Annotated in this window: 15 protein-coding genes; 5 read left to right on the plus strand and 10 right to left on the minus strand. The window is 77.8% G+C overall.

Annotated elements, in window-relative coordinates; translation table 11 throughout:
- Window positions 1–12: 12 nt before the first annotated feature.
- Window positions 13–1,314: a geranylgeranyl reductase family protein gene (locus tag MT994_RS05775; protein WP_228485243.1), complete on the minus strand. Its 1,302-nt coding sequence runs from the start codon at window positions 1,312–1,314 to the stop codon at window positions 13–15.
- A 394-nt stretch (window positions 1,315–1,708) separates the two neighbouring features.
- Window positions 1,709–2,404, minus strand: coding sequence for a demethylmenaquinone methyltransferase (locus MT994_RS05780; RefSeq protein ID WP_043653744.1), 696 nt, complete (start codon window positions 2,402–2,404; stop codon window positions 1,709–1,711).
- A 63-nt stretch (window positions 2,405–2,467) separates the two neighbouring features.
- Between MT994_RS05780 and MT994_RS05785 the strand changes: the two genes are divergently transcribed.
- Window positions 2,468–3,832: an isochorismate synthase gene (locus tag MT994_RS05785; RefSeq protein WP_354805497.1), complete on the plus strand. Its 1,365-nt coding sequence runs from the start codon at window positions 2,468–2,470 to the stop codon at window positions 3,830–3,832.
- 177 nt (window positions 3,833–4,009) lie between these two features.
- On the opposite strand, the gene MT994_RS05790 is transcribed toward MT994_RS05785, so the two are convergent.
- The 6 genes from MT994_RS05790 to MT994_RS05815 all read right to left on the minus strand — a co-directional run bounded on the left by MT994_RS05790 (window position 4,010) and on the right by MT994_RS05815 (window position 11,588).
- Window positions 4,010–5,659 carry a trypsin-like peptidase domain-containing protein gene (locus tag MT994_RS05790; RefSeq protein ID WP_354805498.1) on the minus strand — a complete coding sequence of 550 codons (1,650 nt, stop codon included), beginning with the start codon at window positions 5,657–5,659 and terminating at the stop codon, window positions 4,010–4,012.
- Window positions 5,660–5,754: 95 nt separating this feature from the next.
- The gene (gene menD / locus MT994_RS05795; protein ID WP_354805500.1) at window positions 5,755–7,650 is read right to left on the minus strand and encodes a 2-succinyl-5-enolpyruvyl-6-hydroxy-3-cyclohexene-1-carboxylic-acid synthase; all 1,896 of its coding nucleotides are present in this window, start codon (window positions 7,648–7,650) and stop codon (window positions 5,755–5,757) included.
- Window positions 7,647–8,645, minus strand: coding sequence for an o-succinylbenzoate synthase (locus MT994_RS05800; RefSeq protein WP_354805502.1), 999 nt, complete (start codon window positions 8,643–8,645; stop codon window positions 7,647–7,649). Before MT994_RS05800 ends, menD begins: the two co-directional genes overlap by 4 nt.
- Before the next feature lie 71 nt (window positions 8,646–8,716).
- Window positions 8,717–9,436 carry a DUF1345 domain-containing protein gene (locus MT994_RS05805; protein ID WP_051028631.1) on the minus strand — a complete coding sequence of 240 codons (720 nt, stop codon included), beginning with the start codon at window positions 9,434–9,436 and terminating at the stop codon, window positions 8,717–8,719.
- 32 nt (window positions 9,437–9,468) lie between these two features.
- Window positions 9,469–10,080, minus strand: a complete 612-nt coding sequence (locus tag MT994_RS05810; RefSeq protein WP_354805503.1) for a hypothetical protein — start codon at window positions 10,078–10,080, stop codon at window positions 9,469–9,471.
- Window positions 10,081–10,112: 32 nt separating this feature from the next.
- Window positions 10,113–11,588: a PLP-dependent aminotransferase family protein gene (locus MT994_RS05815; RefSeq protein ID WP_354805504.1), complete on the minus strand. Its 1,476-nt coding sequence runs from the start codon at window positions 11,586–11,588 to the stop codon at window positions 10,113–10,115.
- Between the two features lie 66 nt (window positions 11,589–11,654).
- On the opposite strand from MT994_RS05815, the gene MT994_RS05820 reads away from it, so the two are divergent.
- On the plus strand, window positions 11,655–12,584 hold the full coding sequence (locus MT994_RS05820; protein ID WP_354805505.1) for a DMT family transporter: 930 nt from the start codon (window positions 11,655–11,657) through the stop codon (window positions 12,582–12,584).
- A 23-nt stretch (window positions 12,585–12,607) separates the two neighbouring features.
- A complete protein-coding gene (locus MT994_RS05825; RefSeq protein ID WP_137281597.1) occupies window positions 12,608–13,615 on the plus strand; it encodes a 1,4-dihydroxy-2-naphthoyl-CoA synthase in 1,008 nt (335 codons plus the stop codon).
- A gap of 10 nt (window positions 13,616–13,625) precedes the next feature.
- Here the strand turns inward: MT994_RS05825 and MT994_RS05830 are convergent, their stop codons facing one another.
- Together MT994_RS05830 and MT994_RS05835 are read right to left on the minus strand one after the other, a co-directional pair.
- Window positions 13,626–13,883 (minus strand): hypothetical protein, encoded by a 258-nt coding sequence (locus MT994_RS05830; RefSeq protein WP_034655574.1) that lies wholly within the window; start codon window positions 13,881–13,883, stop codon window positions 13,626–13,628.
- A gap of 131 nt (window positions 13,884–14,014) precedes the next feature.
- Window positions 14,015–15,085, minus strand: a complete 1,071-nt coding sequence (locus tag MT994_RS05835) for a DUF3048 domain-containing protein (RefSeq protein ID WP_354805507.1) — start codon at window positions 15,083–15,085, stop codon at window positions 14,015–14,017.
- A 95-nt stretch (window positions 15,086–15,180) separates the two neighbouring features.
- Here MT994_RS05835 and MT994_RS05840 point away from each other — a divergent pair, with 95 nt between their 5' ends.
- Together MT994_RS05840 and MT994_RS05845 are read left to right on the plus strand one after the other, a co-directional pair.
- A complete protein-coding gene (locus tag MT994_RS05840) occupies window positions 15,181–16,533 on the plus strand; it encodes an AMP-binding protein (protein WP_354805509.1) in 1,353 nt (450 codons plus the stop codon).
- A gap of 67 nt (window positions 16,534–16,600) precedes the next feature.
- Entirely contained in the window at window positions 16,601–17,470 is an 870-nt protein-coding gene (locus MT994_RS05845) for a 1,4-dihydroxy-2-naphthoate polyprenyltransferase (protein ID WP_194229317.1), read from the plus strand.
- Window positions 17,471–17,516: the final 46 nt, after the last annotated feature.

The raw sequence follows: 17,516 nt of genomic DNA on the forward strand, positions 1-17,516 counted from the left end.
CACCTCGTGGGCTCATGACGATGGCACCACCCTGGTCAGCCCGGCGATGACGCGGTCGACCCAGTCGCCGCCGCGGGGCTCGTAGCAGTCCGACAGGAGCTTGAGGACGAACCGCATGACGACCGGGCGCGGGAGCCCGTAGCGCGTGCAGATCCGCATGATCTCGGGGTGCTCGATGAGCTTCACGAAGTACCGGCCGAGCGTGTAGTAGCCGCCGAGCTCGCGCCGCATGAGGCGCGGGTACGTCTGCAGCGCACGCTCGCGCCCCGCGTCGGTGAGGCGCACGCGGGACTGGGCCACGACGTCGGCCGCGGCCCGACCGGCCTGCATCGCGTAGGCGATGCCCTCGCCGTTGAACGGGCTGACCATGCCGCCCGAGTCCCCGACGAGCAGCACGCCGCGCGTGTACAGCGGCGTGCGGTTGAAGCCCATGGGCAGCGCCGCGCCGCGCACCGGGGCGAGCCGGTTCTCCTCCGTGAACTCCCACTCGGGGGGCGCGTTGCGCATCCAGGTGGCGAACAGGTCCTTGTAGTCGACGTTGGCCGCGGACTGCCGCGCGGGCGTCGAGCTGACCGAGCCGAGGCCGACGTTCGCCGTGCCGTCGCCGAGCGAGAAGATCCAGCCGTAGCCCGGCAGCAGGTTCGACTCGCGGGGCTTGCCGTCCCACAGCTCGAGGTGGGACTCCATCCACGGGTCGTCGTGGCGGGGCGTGCGGAAGTAGGTCCGGACGGCGACGCCGATCGGGCGGTCCTCGCGCCGCGCGAGGCCGAGGGCGAGCGCGAAGCGGGACGAGACGCCGTCGGCCGCGATGACGACGGGCGCCCGGTAGGTGACCTCGTCCCCGGCGCGCCGGCCCTTCTCGTCCACGGGGCGCGCCGTGACGCCGACGACGCGGCCCGTGCGCTCGTCGAGGACGGGGCCGGTGACGGCGGTGCGCTCGAGCAGCTTGGCGCCGGTGCGCTGCGCGTGCTCGGCGAGCGTGCGGTCGAACGAGTGGCGCGCGCGGGCCATGCCGTAGCTGGGGTACGACGCGAGGTCCGGCCACGCGAGCTCCCACGAGCGGCCGCTCGCGACGACGCGCAGCCCGCGGTTGCGGATCCAGCCGTCCTCGGCGCGCGTGGGGACGCCCATGCGCACGAGCTCGGCGACCGCGCGCGGCGTCAGGCCGTCGCCGCAGATCTTGTCGCGCGGGAAGGCGGACTTCTCGAGGAGGAGGACGCTCAGGCCCGCGGCGGCGCAGTAGTGGGCGGCCGCGGAACCGGCCGGGCCGGCGCCCACGACGATCACGTCGGCGTCGTCGAGCCTCGCGCCCACCGTGCCCACCTCGCCGTCCCGTCGTCGGAGTCCTCGTGCGATGCTCCACCGTGGCCCGGCTCGGGACACGGTGCACCCACTGTCCTTGTGAAGTCGGTCACAATGGACACCGCCACTCTAGTCACTCCGGACGGGAGATGTGTAGCAAGGCGACCCTTCCCTGGGAGATCCTGTGACGAAGGTCCCGGCACGCGGCGACACCCGACCCTGGGGACGAGGACTCGCGGGCAAGGGGGCCGGCGCCACGATGGCCTAGCCTCCCGCGCGTCCGCGCCCGCCCGGGGCACCGTCGTCCCAGGTCAGCGCCGCGCACGCGTGCCGACGCGGCCGCGCGCCGCCGGGGTCGCCGAGAAGGCCCCGCGCGGCGCGCGGGGCCTCGTCCTGGTGTGTGGCGTCAGGCCGGGCGCACGCCCCGGTGCAGCGCGACGATCCCGCCGGAGAGGTTGCGGTAGGCGACCTTCTCCCAGCCCGCGCGCAGCAGGAGACGACCCAGGCCCTGCTGGTCCGGCCACGCGGCGATCGACTCGGCGAGGTACTCGTACGACCCGCCCTCGCGCGTCACCGCCGAGGCGATGCGCGGCAGCGCCTGGACCAGGTACTCCTGGTACAGGACGCGGAACGGCGCCCACGTGGGGGTCGAGAACTCGCAGATCACCACGCGCCCGCCCGGCCGCACGACGCGCAGCATCTCGCGCAGCGCCCCCTCGGTGTCGACGACGTTGCGCAGCCCGAACGAGATCGTCACCGCGTCGAACGTGCCGTCCGCGAACGGGAGCCGCGTCGCGTCCCCGGCGACGAACGGGAGGTCCGGGCGGCGCTCCTTGCCGACCTGGAGCATGCCGATGGAGAAGTCGCACGGGACGACGCGCACGCCGTCGTCGGCGAACGGCTCCGAGGACGTGCCCGTCCCGGCCGCCAGGTCGAGGACCTTCTCGCCCGGCAGCGCGCCGACCGCGCGGACCGTCGCCCGGCGCCACGCGCGGTCCTGCCCGAGCGACAGGATGTCGTTGGTCAGGTCGTACCGGGAGGCGATCCCGTCGAACATCGACGCGACCTCGGAGGGCTTCTTGTCCAGGTTGGCACGGGGCATGGCGCCCATGCTTCCACGTCCCCGCGCCCGCGGTCGCACCGCCGCGGCTTACGCTGGGAGGCGATGAGCGCAGAACCGTCGGCCACGGCCGCACAGCCCCACCCGCTGGTCGTGAGGACCACCCGGATCCCCGACCTGCCCGGCGGCCTCGACGCCCTCGTCGACCTCCTGCCGGACACGCGGCCCCTCGCGTGGGTGCGCCGCGGCGACGGGATCGTCGGCTGGGGCGAGGCGCTGCGGCTCGAGACGTGGGGCCCCGGCCGGTTCGCCGACGCCGAGGCCGCGTGGCACGAGACGCTCGCGCGCGCGGTCGTGCGCGACGAGGTGGGCCTGCCCGGCACGGGCCCCGTCGCGTTCGGCTCGTTCGCGTTCGACGACTCCGCGCCGGGCGACGACGCGCACGACCCGGTGCGGGCCGGCGGGGTCCTCGTCGTGCCGCGCGTCGTCGTCGGGCGACGTGACGGGCACGCGTGGCTCACGACGGTCGACACCGCCGGCTCGCTGTCCTCCTCCCCCACGGACGCCCTGCGCCGCACGCCCCGGGAGCCCGTGCGCGCGCCGGGCGACGTGGCCTGGCACGACGGCGCACTCGGTGCCGACGACTGGGCCGCCGTCGTCGCGGAGGGCGTCGAGCGCATCCGCTCAGGCGCGCTGGAGAAGGTGGTGCTCGCGCGCGACGTCGTCGCCCACACGAGCGAGCCCGTGGACCCGCGCTGGCTGCTCGCGCGCCTCGCCTCCGCCTACGAGGCGTGCTGGACGTTCTCGGTCGACGGGCTCGTCGGCGCGACCCCCGAGCTGCTCGTCCGCAGCGAGAAGGGCCTCGTGACGTCCCGCGTGCTCGCCGGCACGATCCGGCGCGGCGGCCTGTCCGACGACGAGGCGCTCCTGCGAGCCGCGCAGCTCGCGCGGTCGTCGAAGGACCTGGAGGAGCACGAGTACGCCGTCCGGTCCGTCGCGCAGGCGCTCGCCCCCTTCTGCTCGTCCATGAACGTCCCCGACTCGCCGTTCGTGCTGCACCTGCCGAACGTCATGCACCTCGCGTCCGACGTGACGGCCGTCCTCGCCCGCGGTGCGAGCACGCCCGGGGCGTCGGGCGGCGCTGGGGCCGGGCCGACGAGCCTGGCGCTCGCGGCCGCGCTGCACCCGTCCGCGGCGGTGTGCGGCACGCCGACGGTCGTCGCGCGCGACCTCATCCGCGAGATCGAGGGCATGGACCGCGGCCGGTACGCCGGGCCCGTCGGGTGGCTGGGCGCCGACGGCGACGGCGAGTGGGGCATCGCGCTGCGCTCGGCCGAGCTGTCGGGCACCGACCCCCGCTCCGTGCGGCTCTTCGCCGGGTGCGGGATCGTCGCGGCGTCCGACCCGGCGGCCGAGGTCGCCGAGTCCGAGGCGAAGCTCGAGCCGATGCGCTACGCGCTCGGCGCCTGACGCGCCGGTCCCGCACGACCGGCACCGCACGGCAACGCCCCAGGACGACGACGAGCGGCCGGCACGGAGATCCGTGCCGGCCGCTCGGTGCGGTGGGCCGCCGGGGCGGGGACGTCCCCGACGGCCCACCGTCCCGCCACGGTCAGAGGAGGTGGCGGGACGGGGTGCGGCGCCAGCTCAGCCCTGGCCGCCGAAGAACCAGTCGAACGGGTTCGGGACGTTGCCCGGGTCGGTCGGGTCGCCCTGCTGACCCTGGTCGCCCTGCTGGCCGCCCTGGTCGCCCTGGCCGGGGAGCTGCCCCTGGCCGTCCTGGCCCGGCGTCTGCCCCTGGCCGTCCTGCGACCCCTGGCCGGTGGTCTCGTCGTCCGCCGGGCGCGTCGCGAGGGTGACGTCGAGCTCGAGCGTCTTGCCGTCGCGGACGACGGTGAGCTTCGACTCGGCGCCCGCGGCGCGCTCGCGCACGAACGCGGTGAGCGACTCCGCCCCGCCGACCGGGTGGCCGTCGATGGCGACGATCACGTCGCCCGAGCGGATGCCCGCGTCGGCGGCCGGCGAGCCGTCGGTGACCTCCTGGACCTCGGCGCCGCGGCGCGTGACGCCGTCGGCCGTCGCGGTCGCGTCGGCGAGCGTCACGCCGAGGAACGCGTGCTCCGCGGTCCCGTTGTCGACGAGCTGCTGACCGATCGTCTTGGCGAGGTTCACCGGGATGGCGAACCCGAGGCCGATCGAGCCGGACTGGCCACCGCCGCTCGACAGCGTCGCGATCGACGACGTGATGCCGATGACCCGGCCCTGCGCGTCGAACAGCGGGCCGCCGGAGTTGCCCGGGTTGATCGCGGCGTCGATCTGGATCGCGTTGGTGACGACGGACGTGCCGCCGCCCTCGCCGGACGCGGACACCGGGCGGTCGACGGCCGAGACGATGCCGGTCGTGGCCGTGTTCGCGAGGCCGAGCGGGTTGCCGACCGCGAGGACCGACTCGCCGACGGTCACGTCGTCGGAGTCGCCGAGCGTCGCGGGCTGGAGGTCGTCGGGGGCGTCGACGAGCTGCACGACGGCGAGGTCCGTCGCCGGGTCGAGCCCGACGATCTTCGCGTCGAACAGGCGGCCGTCGCTGAGCGTGACCTGGACCGTGTCGTTCTCGGCGCCGGACACCACGTGGTTGTTCGTCACCACGTGGCCCTTGTCGTCGATGATGACGCCGGAGCCCTCGGCCCCGCCCTGCGGGGTCTGGACCTGGATCGCCACGACCGACGGCGCGACGGCCTTGGTCACGGCCTCCCAGTCGGGGTTCTGCGACGACGAGTCGGCGACGGGCGCGGCCGACGTCTCGTGCTGCTGGCCGACGTCGGCGAGCGACGCGGAGTCCTGGTCGGCGCCGAACGCGCCGGTGAGGCCGGCGGTGCCGACGCTCGCGAGGAGCGCCGCGGCGGCCGCGGCGCTGACGACCGGCACCCAGGTGCGGCGGCGCTGCGGGGCGCCGCTCTCCCCGGCGGCGGCCGGGGCCGGCGGTGCGGGCGGCGGGCCGAAGCTGCCGGACGGCGTGTGCGCGCCGGGGGCGGGCGCGCCCTGCGCGGGTCGCGCGTACGGGTTCGCCGGCGCAGCGGTGGGCGTGTGCCCCGCGGGTGCGGTGGCGTGGCCCGTCGGGGCGGGCTGCGGCGTCGTGAGGTGCTGCACGGGGTGCGGCGGGAGCGGCTGCGTCGGGTGGCCGGTCGGGTGCGCCGACGGCTGGGCCGGTGCCTGCTCGCCCGCGGTCGCGGCCGGCAGCGGCTGCGTGGCGTCGGGCGTCGGGACGGGGGTGGGCTCGGTGCCCGGGGTGTTCGTCATGGTGGGCCTCCTTCTTCTGCCCACTACTTCACACCGCCGCGCTTGAACGACGCTTGAACGAACCTGGGAGTCTGCTGCGAGTTTTTCCGCGCCCCTCAGCCGCCCGAGGACAGCGACGCGCGCACCGCCGCCCGGACGTCGTCCGCCAGGACCAGGCTCTCGCGACGGCGCTCCGCGCGCCCGACACGCACCTCGAGGACCTGCACGCCGTGGCTCGGTGCCGCGAGCGCGTGCCGCAGCGAGGGGACGTCCCGGACGAGCTGGTGGTCCACCCCGTACCCGGCGCACAGCGGCGCGAGGTGCGCGCCGTGCGGCGTCGCGAAGACGCGCTCGAACGTGCGGCGCGCGCCCTCGGACGACTCCCCCAGCGCCCCGGGCTCGAGCCCCGCGAAGATCGCGCCGCCGTCGTCGTTCACGACGACGAGCTGGAGGTCCGCGTGCGGCTCGTCCGGTCCGCGCAGCAGCCCGCCGACGTCGTGGAGGAAGGTGAGGTCGCCGAGCAGCGCGCGGGTGCGCCGGTGGCCGCGGCCCGTCGCGAGGGCCGCGCCGAGCGCCGTCGACACGGTGCCGTCGATGCCCGCGAGGCCGCGGTTGGCGAGCACGCGCGGGCCGGGCCCGTCGAGGCCGAGCACGAGGCCCAGGTCGCGTACCGGGCTCGACGAGCCGATCACGAGCAGGTCGTCCGGGCCGCCCGCCGCGGCGACCGCGCGCGCGACGCTCGGCCCGTCGGTCCGGGCCCCGTCGGTCGCCGCCCCGACGACGGCCGCCGCCGCGGCCGACGCCGCCTGCCAGCGCTCGGCCCAGCCCGTGGCGGACGCCGGCTCGAGCCACCCCGCGGGCACCACGGGGAGCACCGTCGAGGCGTTGCGCGCGGCGTCGGGCCAGGGGCGCGAGCCCGGAGCCACGACGGTCACCGCGACGTCCCCGCGCCCGAGGAGCCGCTGCACCGGCCGCGAGAGCGTGGGCCGCCCCAGCACGACGACGTGCTCCACGTCGTCCACGAGCGCGTCGACCCCGAGCACGAGCGGGTGCGCGACGACGAGACGCGGACCGCCCGCCGCCCCGGACGACGGCTCGGCGAGCAGCGGCCAGCCGCGCGCCTCGGCGAGGTCGCGCGCGACGGGACCTGCGCCGTCGCCCGCGACGACGACCGTCCGCTCGCCGGGCACCGGCAGCGCGACGGGGGCGACCGGCGTGCCGAGCGGCTCCGTGACGTCACCCGGCGCGACGATGTTCGGCACGGCCGCGGGGGCGGCCGGCACGACGACGACCGGGCGGACACCGGGGAGGTCCGGGTCGGGGGCGGCGAGCGCGGTGGGCGCGGCGGGCCCACCGAGCGCAGCGTCGGGAGGAGCGCCGGGCAGGCCGACGGGCACGAGCGGCTCGCGGTACGCGAGGTCGAGGTGCACCGGGCCGGGGTGCCCCGAGCGTGCACCCACGGCCTCGGCGAGCGCGCGCGCCGCGACGGCGAGGAGGTCGCGGACCTCGCCCGGGCGGCCGTCGGGCGCCGGGACGTCCGCGGCGAACCGCGTCGCGAGGCCGAAGATCCCGGCCTGGTGGGTCGTCTGGTTCGCGCCCGTGCCGCGCAGCTCATGCGGCCGGTCGGCGGTGAGCAGCACGAGCGGGACGCCCGTGTGGTGCGCCTCGAGCACCGCGGGGTGCAGGTTCGCGACGGCCGTCCCCGACGTCGTGACGACCGCGACGGGCCGGGGCAGCGCGACGCCGCCGCGCACGAGCGGCCCCGCGCCGCGCGAGAGCCCGACGGCGAGGAACCCGGCCGCGCGCTCGTCGACGCGCACGTGCAGCGTGAGGTGGCCGAGCTCGGCCGCCGCCGCGAGCGCGTACGCGAGCGGAGCGCTGCGCGACCCGGGGGCGAGCACGACGTCCGCGACGCCCTCGAGCGCGAGGCGGTGCACGAGCGCGAACGCGCTGCGCACGGCGGGCGGCTGGGCGTCCAGGCCGTCCAGCAGCGGGTCGGGGGCGGCGCTCATCGCACGCCCCCGGCGGCCACGAGGCCGGCGACGCGGTCGAGCCGCGCGCGCCACCGCCGGTCGGTGCCCGGGTCGGGCGCGGTCGCCGCGAGCGCCTCCGCGCTCGGCGCGGGGCGGGCCACGGGCAGGGCCCCGTCGACGGGCACGAGCGGCGCGGCCACGACGTCGGCGGCGAACAGGTTCACGGTCGCGAGGCCGCACGCGTACGGCAGCGCGGGGAGCGCGGCGGCGAGCGCGACGCCCGCGGCGATGCCGACCGACGACTCGAGCGCCGACGACACGACGACGGGCAGCCGCACCTGCTCGGCGAGGTCGAGGCACGCGCGCACGCCGCCGAGCGGCTGCACCTTGAGCACCACGACGTCGGCCGCGTCCGCGCGCACGACGGCGAGCGGGTCCTCGGCGCGCCGGATCGACTCGTCCGCGGCGACGGGCACGGCGGTGTCGCCGCGCTGGCCGCGCCGCACGGCCGCGAGACCGGCCACGTCGGGGCACGGCTGCTCGACGTACTCGAGGCCGCCCGCCGCGCGGTCGAGGTGCGGGAGGCGGCGCAGCGCCTCCTCGGGGTCCCAGGCGCCGTTCGCGTCGACGCGCACCCGACCGCCCGGGCCGAGCGCGTCGCGCACGGCCTCGAGGCGCGCGACCTCGGCGTCGAGGGGTTCGAGCGTGCCGTCGGGCCCGCGCTGCGCGACCTTGACCTTGGCGGTGCGGCACCCGCCGGACGCGGCGACGAGCTCCCGGGCGCGGTCGGGCCCGACCGCGGGGACGGTGACGTTCACGGGGACCCGGTCGCGGACGGGGGCGGGCCAGCCGTCGTCGGCCGCCTCGCGCGCGGCGCGCAGCCAGGAGGCGGACTCGGCGTCGTCGTAGTCCCAGAAGGGCGAGAACTCGCCCCAGCCGGCGTCTCCGCGCAGGAGGACGCCGTCGCGCGCGTCGAGCCCGCGGAACCGGGTGGTGAGTCGGGTGCGGTAGACGACGGCGCGGGAGTCGGGCACGCGCCCAGGCTATGCCACGCGTCGTCGTCGGCCCGCGGCACCGACGCGGGCACGGCCGCGGCGCGCGGCCCTCACGCGTTGACGAGCACCACGACGACGAGCGCGACGATCACGGCGTTGAACGCGAACGCGACGACGGCGTGGGTCGTGACCATCCGGCGCGTGACGGAGTCGAGCACCGTGACGTCGGCGGTCGAGAAGGTCGTGCTCACGCCCGCTGCGAGGTACACGTAGTCGGCGTAGGCGCGCGGTCCCTCGCCGGGGAACGCGAACCCGAGGCCGTCGCCGGCCGCGACGTCGCGGCGGGCGTAGTGCACGGTGTGGGACACGAGCACCGCGACCCACGACACGACGATGACCGCGACGCCGAGCACGGTCAGCGCGGGGGCCGCGGCCCACGCGACGCCCTGGGCCAGGGCGAACCCGACGAGCAGCGCCATGACCGCGAACTGGACGGACCACGCGGTCGACCCTCCGCCGAGGAGCAGCGTGCGGACGCGGCCGCGCCCGTCGGGGTGCGCTCGCAGCAGGGCCCGCTCGAGCTCGGGGCCGCGGCGCCCGGCGAACGCGACGCACGTCAGCGTGCAGGAGAGCCCGGCGAGCACGACCCACACGAGGAGGCCCGCCGCCACGGGGACCGTCCGGTCGTCGAGGCCGAGCGGGCCCTCCGCGAGGAGCACGACGACCGGACCGGTCACGAGCGCGACGACGGTCGAGACGAGGGTCCGGGTGGTCTCGGGGACGAGGCGGTCGCGCAGGGCGGGTCGGGCGGTGGACGGGCGTCGGGTCATGGGCCGCGAGGCTACCCGGCGGCGGCGCGGACTCAGCGCGGTCCGGGTGCCACGAGCTCGCCGACGAGGCGGACCGCGAGCGCGCGCGCGTCACGGCCCTCGCTCAGCGCGCTCACGGCGGCGCCGTCGACGACCGCGACGAGGAGCGACGCCGCGACGTGGCCGAGGCCCCGCACGGCGAGGAGCTGCGCGACGGCGTCGTCCAGACCCTGCCGACCCATCCCGTAGGCCCGGGCGAGCGCCGGGTAGCGGCCGGCGCCGACGAGGTGCTCGTAGAAGCCCCGCAGCTCGCTCTCCCCGCCGGGCGGCAGGACGGCGTCCACGAGGACGCGCGCGTCCTCCCGAGCCCGGTCCCCGCCCTGTGCCGCGCGCTCGGCGGCGCCGTGCGCGTGCTCCGCCCACCCGGTGACGATGAGCTCGCCGGCCGCCCCCATGAGGTCGTCGAGGCCGGTGAAGTAGTAGGTGGTGGCGGCGAGCGGGACGTCGGCGCGCGTCGCGACGGCGCGGTGGGTCACCGCCGCGGGGCCGTCCTGGAGGATGAGGTCCGCGGCGGCGCGGACGATCGCGTCCCGGCGCGCGACACCGCGCGCCTGGCGCCGCGGTGCGGGTCGTCGGTCGGCGGTCTCGGTCGGCGTCGTCCCCACCCGCACACCGTAGGGCACCGGCCGCGCGCTCGTCAGGCCGGCGGGCGTCCCGCGCCCGCCGCCCGCAGCGCGTCGACGACCCGCGCGACGTCGGGCTCGCGCACGCGCGCCGTGCCGACGACCACGCCGTGCTCGGTCGGCTCGACGCGCTCGACGCCCGTCCCGCTCAGGGGCTCCACGGGGACGCCGGCCGCGCGCAGCCCGTCGACCGCCGCGTCCTCGGCCGCCGGGCCGGGGAGCGGGACGACGAGGTGGAGACCCGCCGCGACGCCCCCGACCGTGACGCCGGGCAGGGCCTCGCCGAGCGCGGCGAGCAGCGCGCGGCGCCGCCGCTGGTAGACGACCCGGGCCCGGCGCAGGTGCCGCTGGTACGCGCCGGAGCCGAGGAGCGCCGCGAGCGCCGCCTGCTCCGGGACGGACGTACCGAGGTCGGCGTGACGCTTGGCCTCGACGAGCGGCCCGACGACGCGCGGCGGCGCGACGACCCAGCCGAGCCGCAGCGCGGGCGACAAGAGCTTGGAGACGGAGCCGAGGAGCACGACCCGCTCGGGGTCCAGGGGCTGCACCGATGCCACGGGCCGACGGTCGTAGCGCAGCTCGGCGTCGTAGTCGTCCTCGAGCACGAGGCGGTCCCCCGCGGCGGCCCACGCGAGCAGCGCACGACGGCGCGCCGGGGCGAGCACGACGCCGAGCGGGAACTGGTGCGCGGGCGTCACGAGCGCGGCGCGCGCGTCCTCGGGGAGCAGGTCGGTCCGCAGCCCGTCGGCGTCGACGGGCACGCCCGCGGGCCGGGTCCCCGCGTCGCGCAGGAGCTCGAGCGCGCCCCGCGACGACGGGTCCTCGACGGCGACCGTGACGGGCCCTGTCCCTGTCCCTGGCCGTGGCCCCGGCCCGGGCGCCACCCGGCCCGCGGCGAGCAGCCGCGCGAGCAGCGCGAGCGCCTGGGCGACGCCGCTCACCACGACGACGTCGCGCGCGGTCACGTGCGCGCCGCGGCTGCGTCGCAGGTGCTCCGCGAGCGCCTCACGCAGCGCGGGCAGGCCCTGGGGGTCCGGGTAGCCGAGGTCGGCGTCCGCGAGCCCGCGGACGCCGTCGCGGACCGCGCGCGCCCACGCCGCCCGGGGGAACAGCGCCGGGTCCGGGGTCCCGACGCTCACGGGCCGGGGGCCCGCCGTGCCGTACCCGGTGCTCCCGGCCCCCGGGCCCCGCGCGGGCGGTGCCCCTCGGAGGGACGGCGCCGCGGGGAGCGCCGCGACGACGACGCCCGACCGCGGCCGGGACACGAGCAGCCCCTCGCCCACGAGCACGTCGACCGCCGTCGTCACCGTGCCGCGCGAGAGCCCGAGCGCGACGGCGGCGTCCCGGCCCGACGGCAGGACCGTGCCCGCCGCGACCCGCCCCTCGACGACGGCCGCGCGCAGGCCGTCCTGCAACCAGCGGCCGACGTCGCGCGCGGGGCGCGGGCCGAGCACGAGCAGGAGGGCCTCGGGCGCGAGCCGGGTCGTCATCTGGCCCAGTGAACCAGGCACGACCTGGCCCTGCACCCTGGTCCACGACGCTCCTACCGTCGAGGCATGACACCCGCACCCGAGCGTCCCGGCAGCCTGCGGACCGGCGACCTGCGCTGCGCCGCGGGCATGGCGATCGTCGGCTCGTCGTTCGTCGCGTCCGCGGCCCTCGCCGGGTTCCCGGTGCTGGGCGGCCAGGCCGCGCGCTACGCCGTCGCCGCGCTCGTCCTGCTCGCCGTCCTCGCCGTGCGCCGGGTCCCCTGGGTGCTGCCCTCGCCCCGCGCGCTCGGGCGCCTGACCGCGCTCGCGGCCACGGGGCTCGTCGGCTTCAGCGTCCTCGTCGTCGAGAGCGCGGGCCGCGCCGACCCGTCGCTCGTCGGGGCCGTCGTGGGCGCCTCGCCCGTCGTCCTCGCGGCCGCGGGGGCGCTGCGGGCCCGACGGCTCGCGGTCCGCACCCTCGCGGCCGCCGTCGTGGTGACCGCCGGGGTCGTGGTCGTCGAGGGCGGCGGCGCGGGCGACCCCGTCGGCGTCGCGCTCGCGCTCGGCGCGCTCGCGTGCGAGGTGTGCTTCTCGCTCCTCGCCGTCCCCCTCCTGCCGACGCTCGGCGCGCTGCGCGTGTCCGCCTACGCGTGCGTCCTCGCCGTGCCGCAGCTCGCCGTGCTCGGGCTCGTCCGGCAGCAGGTGTCGGGGAGCCCGTTCCTGGCGGTGCCCGACGGCGCCGAGCTCGCCGCGCTCGCGTACCTCGCCGTCGTCGTCACGGCCGTCGCGTTCCTCCTCTGGTACTCCGGGCTCGCGGCGATCGGGCCCGCGCGCGCCGGGCTGTTCGCGGGCCTGCTGCCCGTGGCGGCGCTCGTCGCGTCGGTCGTGCTCGGGTTCGAGGAGCCGACCGCGCGGTCGGTCGTCGGGACGCTCATCGTCGGGGCGGGCCTCGTGCTCGGCCTCGCCCCGGCGCGCGCACGCCGCCCGCTCGCGCACCGGCTACCGTGGCGGGCGTGAGCAGCACCGACCCCACCCCCGCCGTGCCCGACGACGCGAGCCGCGCCCCCGCGCGCCGGGAGCACGCGCTCCCCCGCCAGGTCTCCGAGACGTTCGACCCCCGCGCCTGGCGCGAGGTCGACGGCTTCGAGGCGCTCACCGACCTCACCTACCACCGCGGCGTCGAGCGCGACGCCGACGGCGCCGTCGTGCGGGACCTGCCCGTGGTCCGCGTCGCGTTCGACCGGCCCGAGGTGCGCAACGCGTTCCGGCCCCACACCGTGGACGAGCTGTACCGCGTCCTCGACCACGCGCGCATGACGTCCGACGTCGGGACCGTGCTCCTCACCGGCAACGGGCCCTCGCCCAAGGACGGCGGGTGGGCGTTCTGCTCGGGCGGCGACCAGCGCATCCGCGGGCGCTCCGGCTACCAGTACACGACCGCGCCCGACGGCGGCGGGGACGTGCACACGCGCGACGCCGTCGACCCGGGCCGCGCGGGGCGCCTGCACATCCTCGAGGTGCAGCGCCTCATCCGGACGATGCCGAAGGTCGTGGTCGCGGTCGTCAACGGCTGGGCCGCGGGCGGCGGGCACTCGCTGCACGTCGTCGCGGACCTGTCGATCGCGAGCCGCGAGCACGCGCGGTTCAAGCAGACCGACGCGAACGTCGGGTCGTTCGACGGGGGCTACGGCTCGGCGTACCTCGCACGGCAGGTGGGCCAGAAGCGCGCGCGGGAGATCTTCTTCCTCGCGCGGGAGTACTCCGCGCAGGACGCGTACGAGTGGGGCGCGGTCAACGAGGTCGCGGACCACGCGGACCTGGAGGCGCTCGCGATCGAGTACGCGCGCGTGATCGCGACGAAGTCGCCGCAGGCGATCCGGATGCTGAAGTTCGCGTTCAACCTCGCGGACGACGGGCTCATGGGGCAGCAGGTCTTCGCGGGCGAGGCGACGCGGCTGGCGTACATGACGGACGAGGCCGTCGAGGGGCGCGACGCGTTCCTCGAGCGGCGCGACCCGGACTGGGGACGCTTCGGCTACGCGTTCTGAAGGCCGCGGCTCAGGAGCCGCCGACGAGGCTCGTCAGCATCTCGAGGAGGCCGCGGCCGACGAACGCCGCCGCGACGGCGAGGCCGAACAGGAGCCCGACAGAGACGACGACCGGGACGGCCGAGCGGGCGGCGCCCGGCTCGTCGTCGCGCGACGTGCGCGGCGCGTACGACGGCGGGAGCGACGTCGGGGCCGGGCGCTGCGGGGTGCCCTCCGACGGGGTGCGGGGCTGGGACGGGTGGACGGGGTGCGGGACGACGGTTGCCATGACTCCACGGTGCCGCCCGGGACCCCTGCCGCGCGTCGGCCCCGCGGCTCGACCTGCGCGGCGGACGGTCCCCCTCGGGGCGGAGCGGTCGTACGCCGTGGGGAGGACGCCGTCCGCCCGACGGCAGAGGGTCAGCCCACCGTCCAGCTCCCGGACCCCGTCGGCACGAGCTCGATCCACGACGCGCCCGGCTCGAGCTCGACGGGTGCGCCGTCGGCGCCGCTGAGCACGAGCGGGGCCTCGACGCCCTCCTTGGACCACGTCACCGCGACCTGCTTGCCGCCGCTCGCGACGACGCCCTCGCCCGTCCCGACGAGCTGCGTCTCGGGGACGGGCACGCCTGCCGGGTCCTTGAACGGCGTGTCCACCATCGTCGCGGCGAGCAGCACGACGTTCGTCGCCGACAGCCGCACCTCGTCCGCGGAGACGGCCGGGCGGTCGCCCTCGCTGCGCACGTAGCGGCCCTCGCCGCCGTCCCACTCCCACACCGCGCGGCTCGCGTGCGTGAGGCGCACGTCGAGCCGGGTCGCCGCGGCGCCCGCGACCGTCGCGGTCGCCGTCCCGGGCTCGCGCGCGAACACGAGCTGCGCGGGCGGCGGGGACGTGCGGTCGTCGTCGGCCTGGGCCCAGAACGCGTCGGGGCTGCCGTACACGTTGTGCGGGGCGCGCCGCGCGCGCGTGGTCGTGAAGCCGTCGTCGCCCTCGTCCATGACGACCGACTGGACGCCCGCGGCACCCACGGCGTCGATGAACGGCTGCTGCCCGCCGGTGTACGCGAGGACGCCGTGCAGCGGCGCGACGATCGCCGGGTCCATGGGCCGCACCGAGCGGACGGGGCCCACGCTCTCGGGTACCTGCGAGTGGTAGACGGCGACGAAGCGCGTGATGCCGCCCTCGACCACCTCCTCCCACACGACGTCCGCCTGCTCGAGCCCGGTCTGCGGGCGCGCCTGGGGCGCGTTCTCGATCTTCACCGCGAGCGCCGGCCGGTCCGCGACCTCGTCGGCCGCGACGCCCGTGAGCGGCCACACGAGGGGGACGTCCGGTGTCGGGGGCACCCCCTTGGTGCCCGACGCGTCCGGCTCGACCGTCGTGGTGCTCGGCGCCGTCGGCTCGCCCGCGCACCCGGCGAGCGCGACCACCGCCGCCACCACGACCGCGGCGAGCGCGCTCCCCCGGACTCCTCGTCCCGTCCTCGTCACCCTCGACCTCCCGACGGCCCGGGGCCCCTGCCCGTGCCGGCACCACGACGGACCTGTGTCCTCGGCCACGGTACGACCCGACCTAGGCTGATCCGGTGAACCGCGCCGTCGTCCCCGCCGATCTGGACGCCCTCGTCGCGGCGGTCGGGGCCGCGCTCGACGGCGACGGCCCGCCCGTCGCGCCCGTCCCGCTGCTCCCCCGCCCCCCGGGCTCCGGACCGGCCGCGGGCGACGTCCCCGCGGGCACCGCGCTCGTGCTGCGCACGTCGGGCTCGACGGGCGCGCCCCGGGAGGTGCTGCTCGGCGCCGACGCCCTGCGCGCGTCGGGCGCCGCGACGCACGAGCGGCTGGGCGGCCCGGGACACTGGCTCCTCACGCTGCCCCCGACGCACGTCGCGGGGGTGCAGGTCGTCGCGCGGGCCCACGCCGCGGGGCGGGGCCTCACGGTCGCGCCCGCGGGCGAGCCCTTCACCCCCGGCGGGTTCGCGGCGCTCGTCGCGCGCGCCCCGCGCGGCGAGCGGCGGTACGTCTCGCTCGTCCCGACCCAGCTCCACCGCCTCGTCGAGGCGGCCGACGCCGGGTCCGCCGACGGCACCGCGGGACTCGACGCGCTCCGCTCGCTCGACGCCGTGCTCCTCGGCGGCGCCGCGACGCCGCCCGCGCTGCTGCGCCGCGCGCGGTCCGCGGGGGCGCGCGTCGTCACCACGTACGGCATGACGGAGACGTGCGGAGGCTGCGTGTACGACGGCGTCCCCCTCCCGGGCGCGCGCGTCCGGCTGGTCCCGGCCGGTGACACCGAGGGCGAGGAGGCGGGCGAGGGGGCGGGCGTCGTCGAGCTCTCCGGCCCGTTCCTCGCGCACGGCTACCTCGGGGAGCCGGACGCGACCGCCGCCGCGTTCCGCACCGACGACGACGGCACGCGCTGGTTCCGCACGAGCGACCTCGGGCGGCTCGACGGCCCCGCGGACGCGCCGGTGCTCGTCGTCCTCGGCCGCGCGGACGACGTGATCGTCACGGGCGGCGTGAACGTCGCCCCGGCCGCGGTCGAGGCCGTGGTCGGCGAGGTCGCGGGCGTCGGGGAGGCGTGCGTCGTGGGGGTGCCGCACCCCGAGTGGGGCCAGGAGGTCGTCGCGGTCGTCACGCTGGCGGGCGCGCAGCGCGACGACGGTGCCGCGGCGGGCACGTCGGGCACCGTGAGCACGGCGGGCACGGGGGGCACCGCGGGCACGGTGGGCACCGCGGGCACGGTGGGCGCCGGGGGCGCGACGAGCGCCCCGCCCGAGCTCGTCGCCGCCGTGCGGGGCCGCGTCGCGGATAGGCTGGAGCGGGCGGCCGCACCCCGCCGCGTGCTCGTCGTCCCGGACCTCCCCCGGCGCGGGCCCGGCAAGGTGGACCGCGCCGCGGTGGCCCGGATCGCCGTCGGGCACGGGCGCACCCCGCCCGGCTGAGCCGGCCGGACCACCCCGGGCACGACCGAGCCGCACGACCCGAGACGCACGACCGAGACGGAGCACCATGGCCAGCACCACCCAGTGGGTCGCGGGCGCACGCCCGCGCACCCTCCCTGCCGCCGCGACGCCCGTCATCGTGGGTTCCGGCGCCGCGGCCCAGGTGGACGGGTTCGCGTTCTGGCCCGCGCTGCTCGCCCTCGGGGTCGCACTCGCGCTCCAGGTCGGCGTGAACTACGCCAACGACTACTCGGACGGCGTGCGCGGCACCGACCTCGACCGCGTCGGCCCGCTGCGGCTCACCGCGTCCGGGCTCGCGCGGCCCGGGCAGGTGCGCGCCGCGGCGTTCGCCGCGTTCGGCGTCGCGGGCGTGCTGGGCCTCGTCCTGTGCGCGGTCACGGGCCACTGGTGGCTCCTGGCGGTCGGCGCCGTCGCGATCCTCGCCGCCTGGTACTACACGGGCGGGCGCAACCCCTACGGCTACCGCGGCCTCGGCGAGGTCGGGGTGTTCGTGTTCTTCGGCCTCGTCGCGACGCTCGGCACCACGTACACGCAGGCCGGGGTCGTCACGTGGCCGTCCGCGGTCGGCGCGGTCGCCGTCGGGCTGCTCGCGTGCGCGATCCTCATGGTCAACAACATCCGCGACATCCCGACCGACGTCGTCGCGGGCAAGCGCACGCTCGCGGTGCGGCTCGGCGACTTCCGGGCGCGCCGCGCCTACGTCGCGATGATCTGGGTGCCGCTCCTGCTGGCGGTGGTGTGCGCGTTCGCGTCGCCGTGGGCGCTCGGCACGCTCGTGCTCCTGCTGCCCGCCGCGCTCCTCACCGTCCCGGTGGTCGCGGGTGCGCGCGGACCGCTGCTCGTCCCGGTGCTCGCGGGCACCGGCCTCTTCGAGCTCGGCTACGGCGTCCTGCTGGGAGTCGGGCTGGCGCTCTGAGCGCCGGCCCCGCTCAGGGCCGGCGGGCTCGGGCGGGCGGGCTCGG

This window comes from Cellulosimicrobium sp. MI9406 (genome assembly GCF_040595865.1).
Lineage (GTDB): Bacteria > Actinomycetota > Actinomycetes > Actinomycetales > Cellulomonadaceae > Cellulosimicrobium > Cellulosimicrobium funkei.

Excerpts from the sequence above, each read along its gene's own strand:
- MT994_RS05815 (WP_354805504.1), bottom strand. The coding sequence starts at position 11,588 with ATGACGACCCGGCTCGCGCCCGAGGCCCTCCTGCTCGTGCTCGGCCCG.
- MT994_RS05790 (WP_354805498.1), bottom strand. The coding sequence starts at position 5,659 with ATGACGAACACCCCGGGCACCGAGCCCACCCCCGTCCCGACGCCCGAC.
- MT994_RS05830 (WP_034655574.1), bottom strand. The coding sequence starts at position 13,883 with ATGGCAACCGTCGTCCCGCACCCCGTCCACCCGTCCCAGCCCCGCACC.
- MT994_RS05845 (WP_194229317.1), top strand. The coding sequence starts at position 16,601 with ATGGCCAGCACCACCCAGTGGGTCGCGGGCGCACGCCCGCGCACCCTC.
- MT994_RS05805 (WP_051028631.1), bottom strand. The coding sequence starts at position 9,436 with ATGACCCGACGCCCGTCCACCGCCCGACCCGCCCTGCGCGACCGCCTC.
- MT994_RS05780 (WP_043653744.1), bottom strand. The coding sequence starts at position 2,404 with ATGCCCCGTGCCAACCTGGACAAGAAGCCCTCCGAGGTCGCGTCGATG.
- MT994_RS05820 (WP_354805505.1), top strand. The coding sequence starts at position 11,655 with ATGACACCCGCACCCGAGCGTCCCGGCAGCCTGCGGACCGGCGACCTG.
- menD (WP_354805500.1), bottom strand. The coding sequence starts at position 7,650 with ATGAGCGCCGCCCCCGACCCGCTGCTGGACGGCCTGGACGCCCAGCCG.
- MT994_RS05785 (WP_354805497.1), top strand. The coding sequence starts at position 2,468 with ATGAGCGCAGAACCGTCGGCCACGGCCGCACAGCCCCACCCGCTGGTC.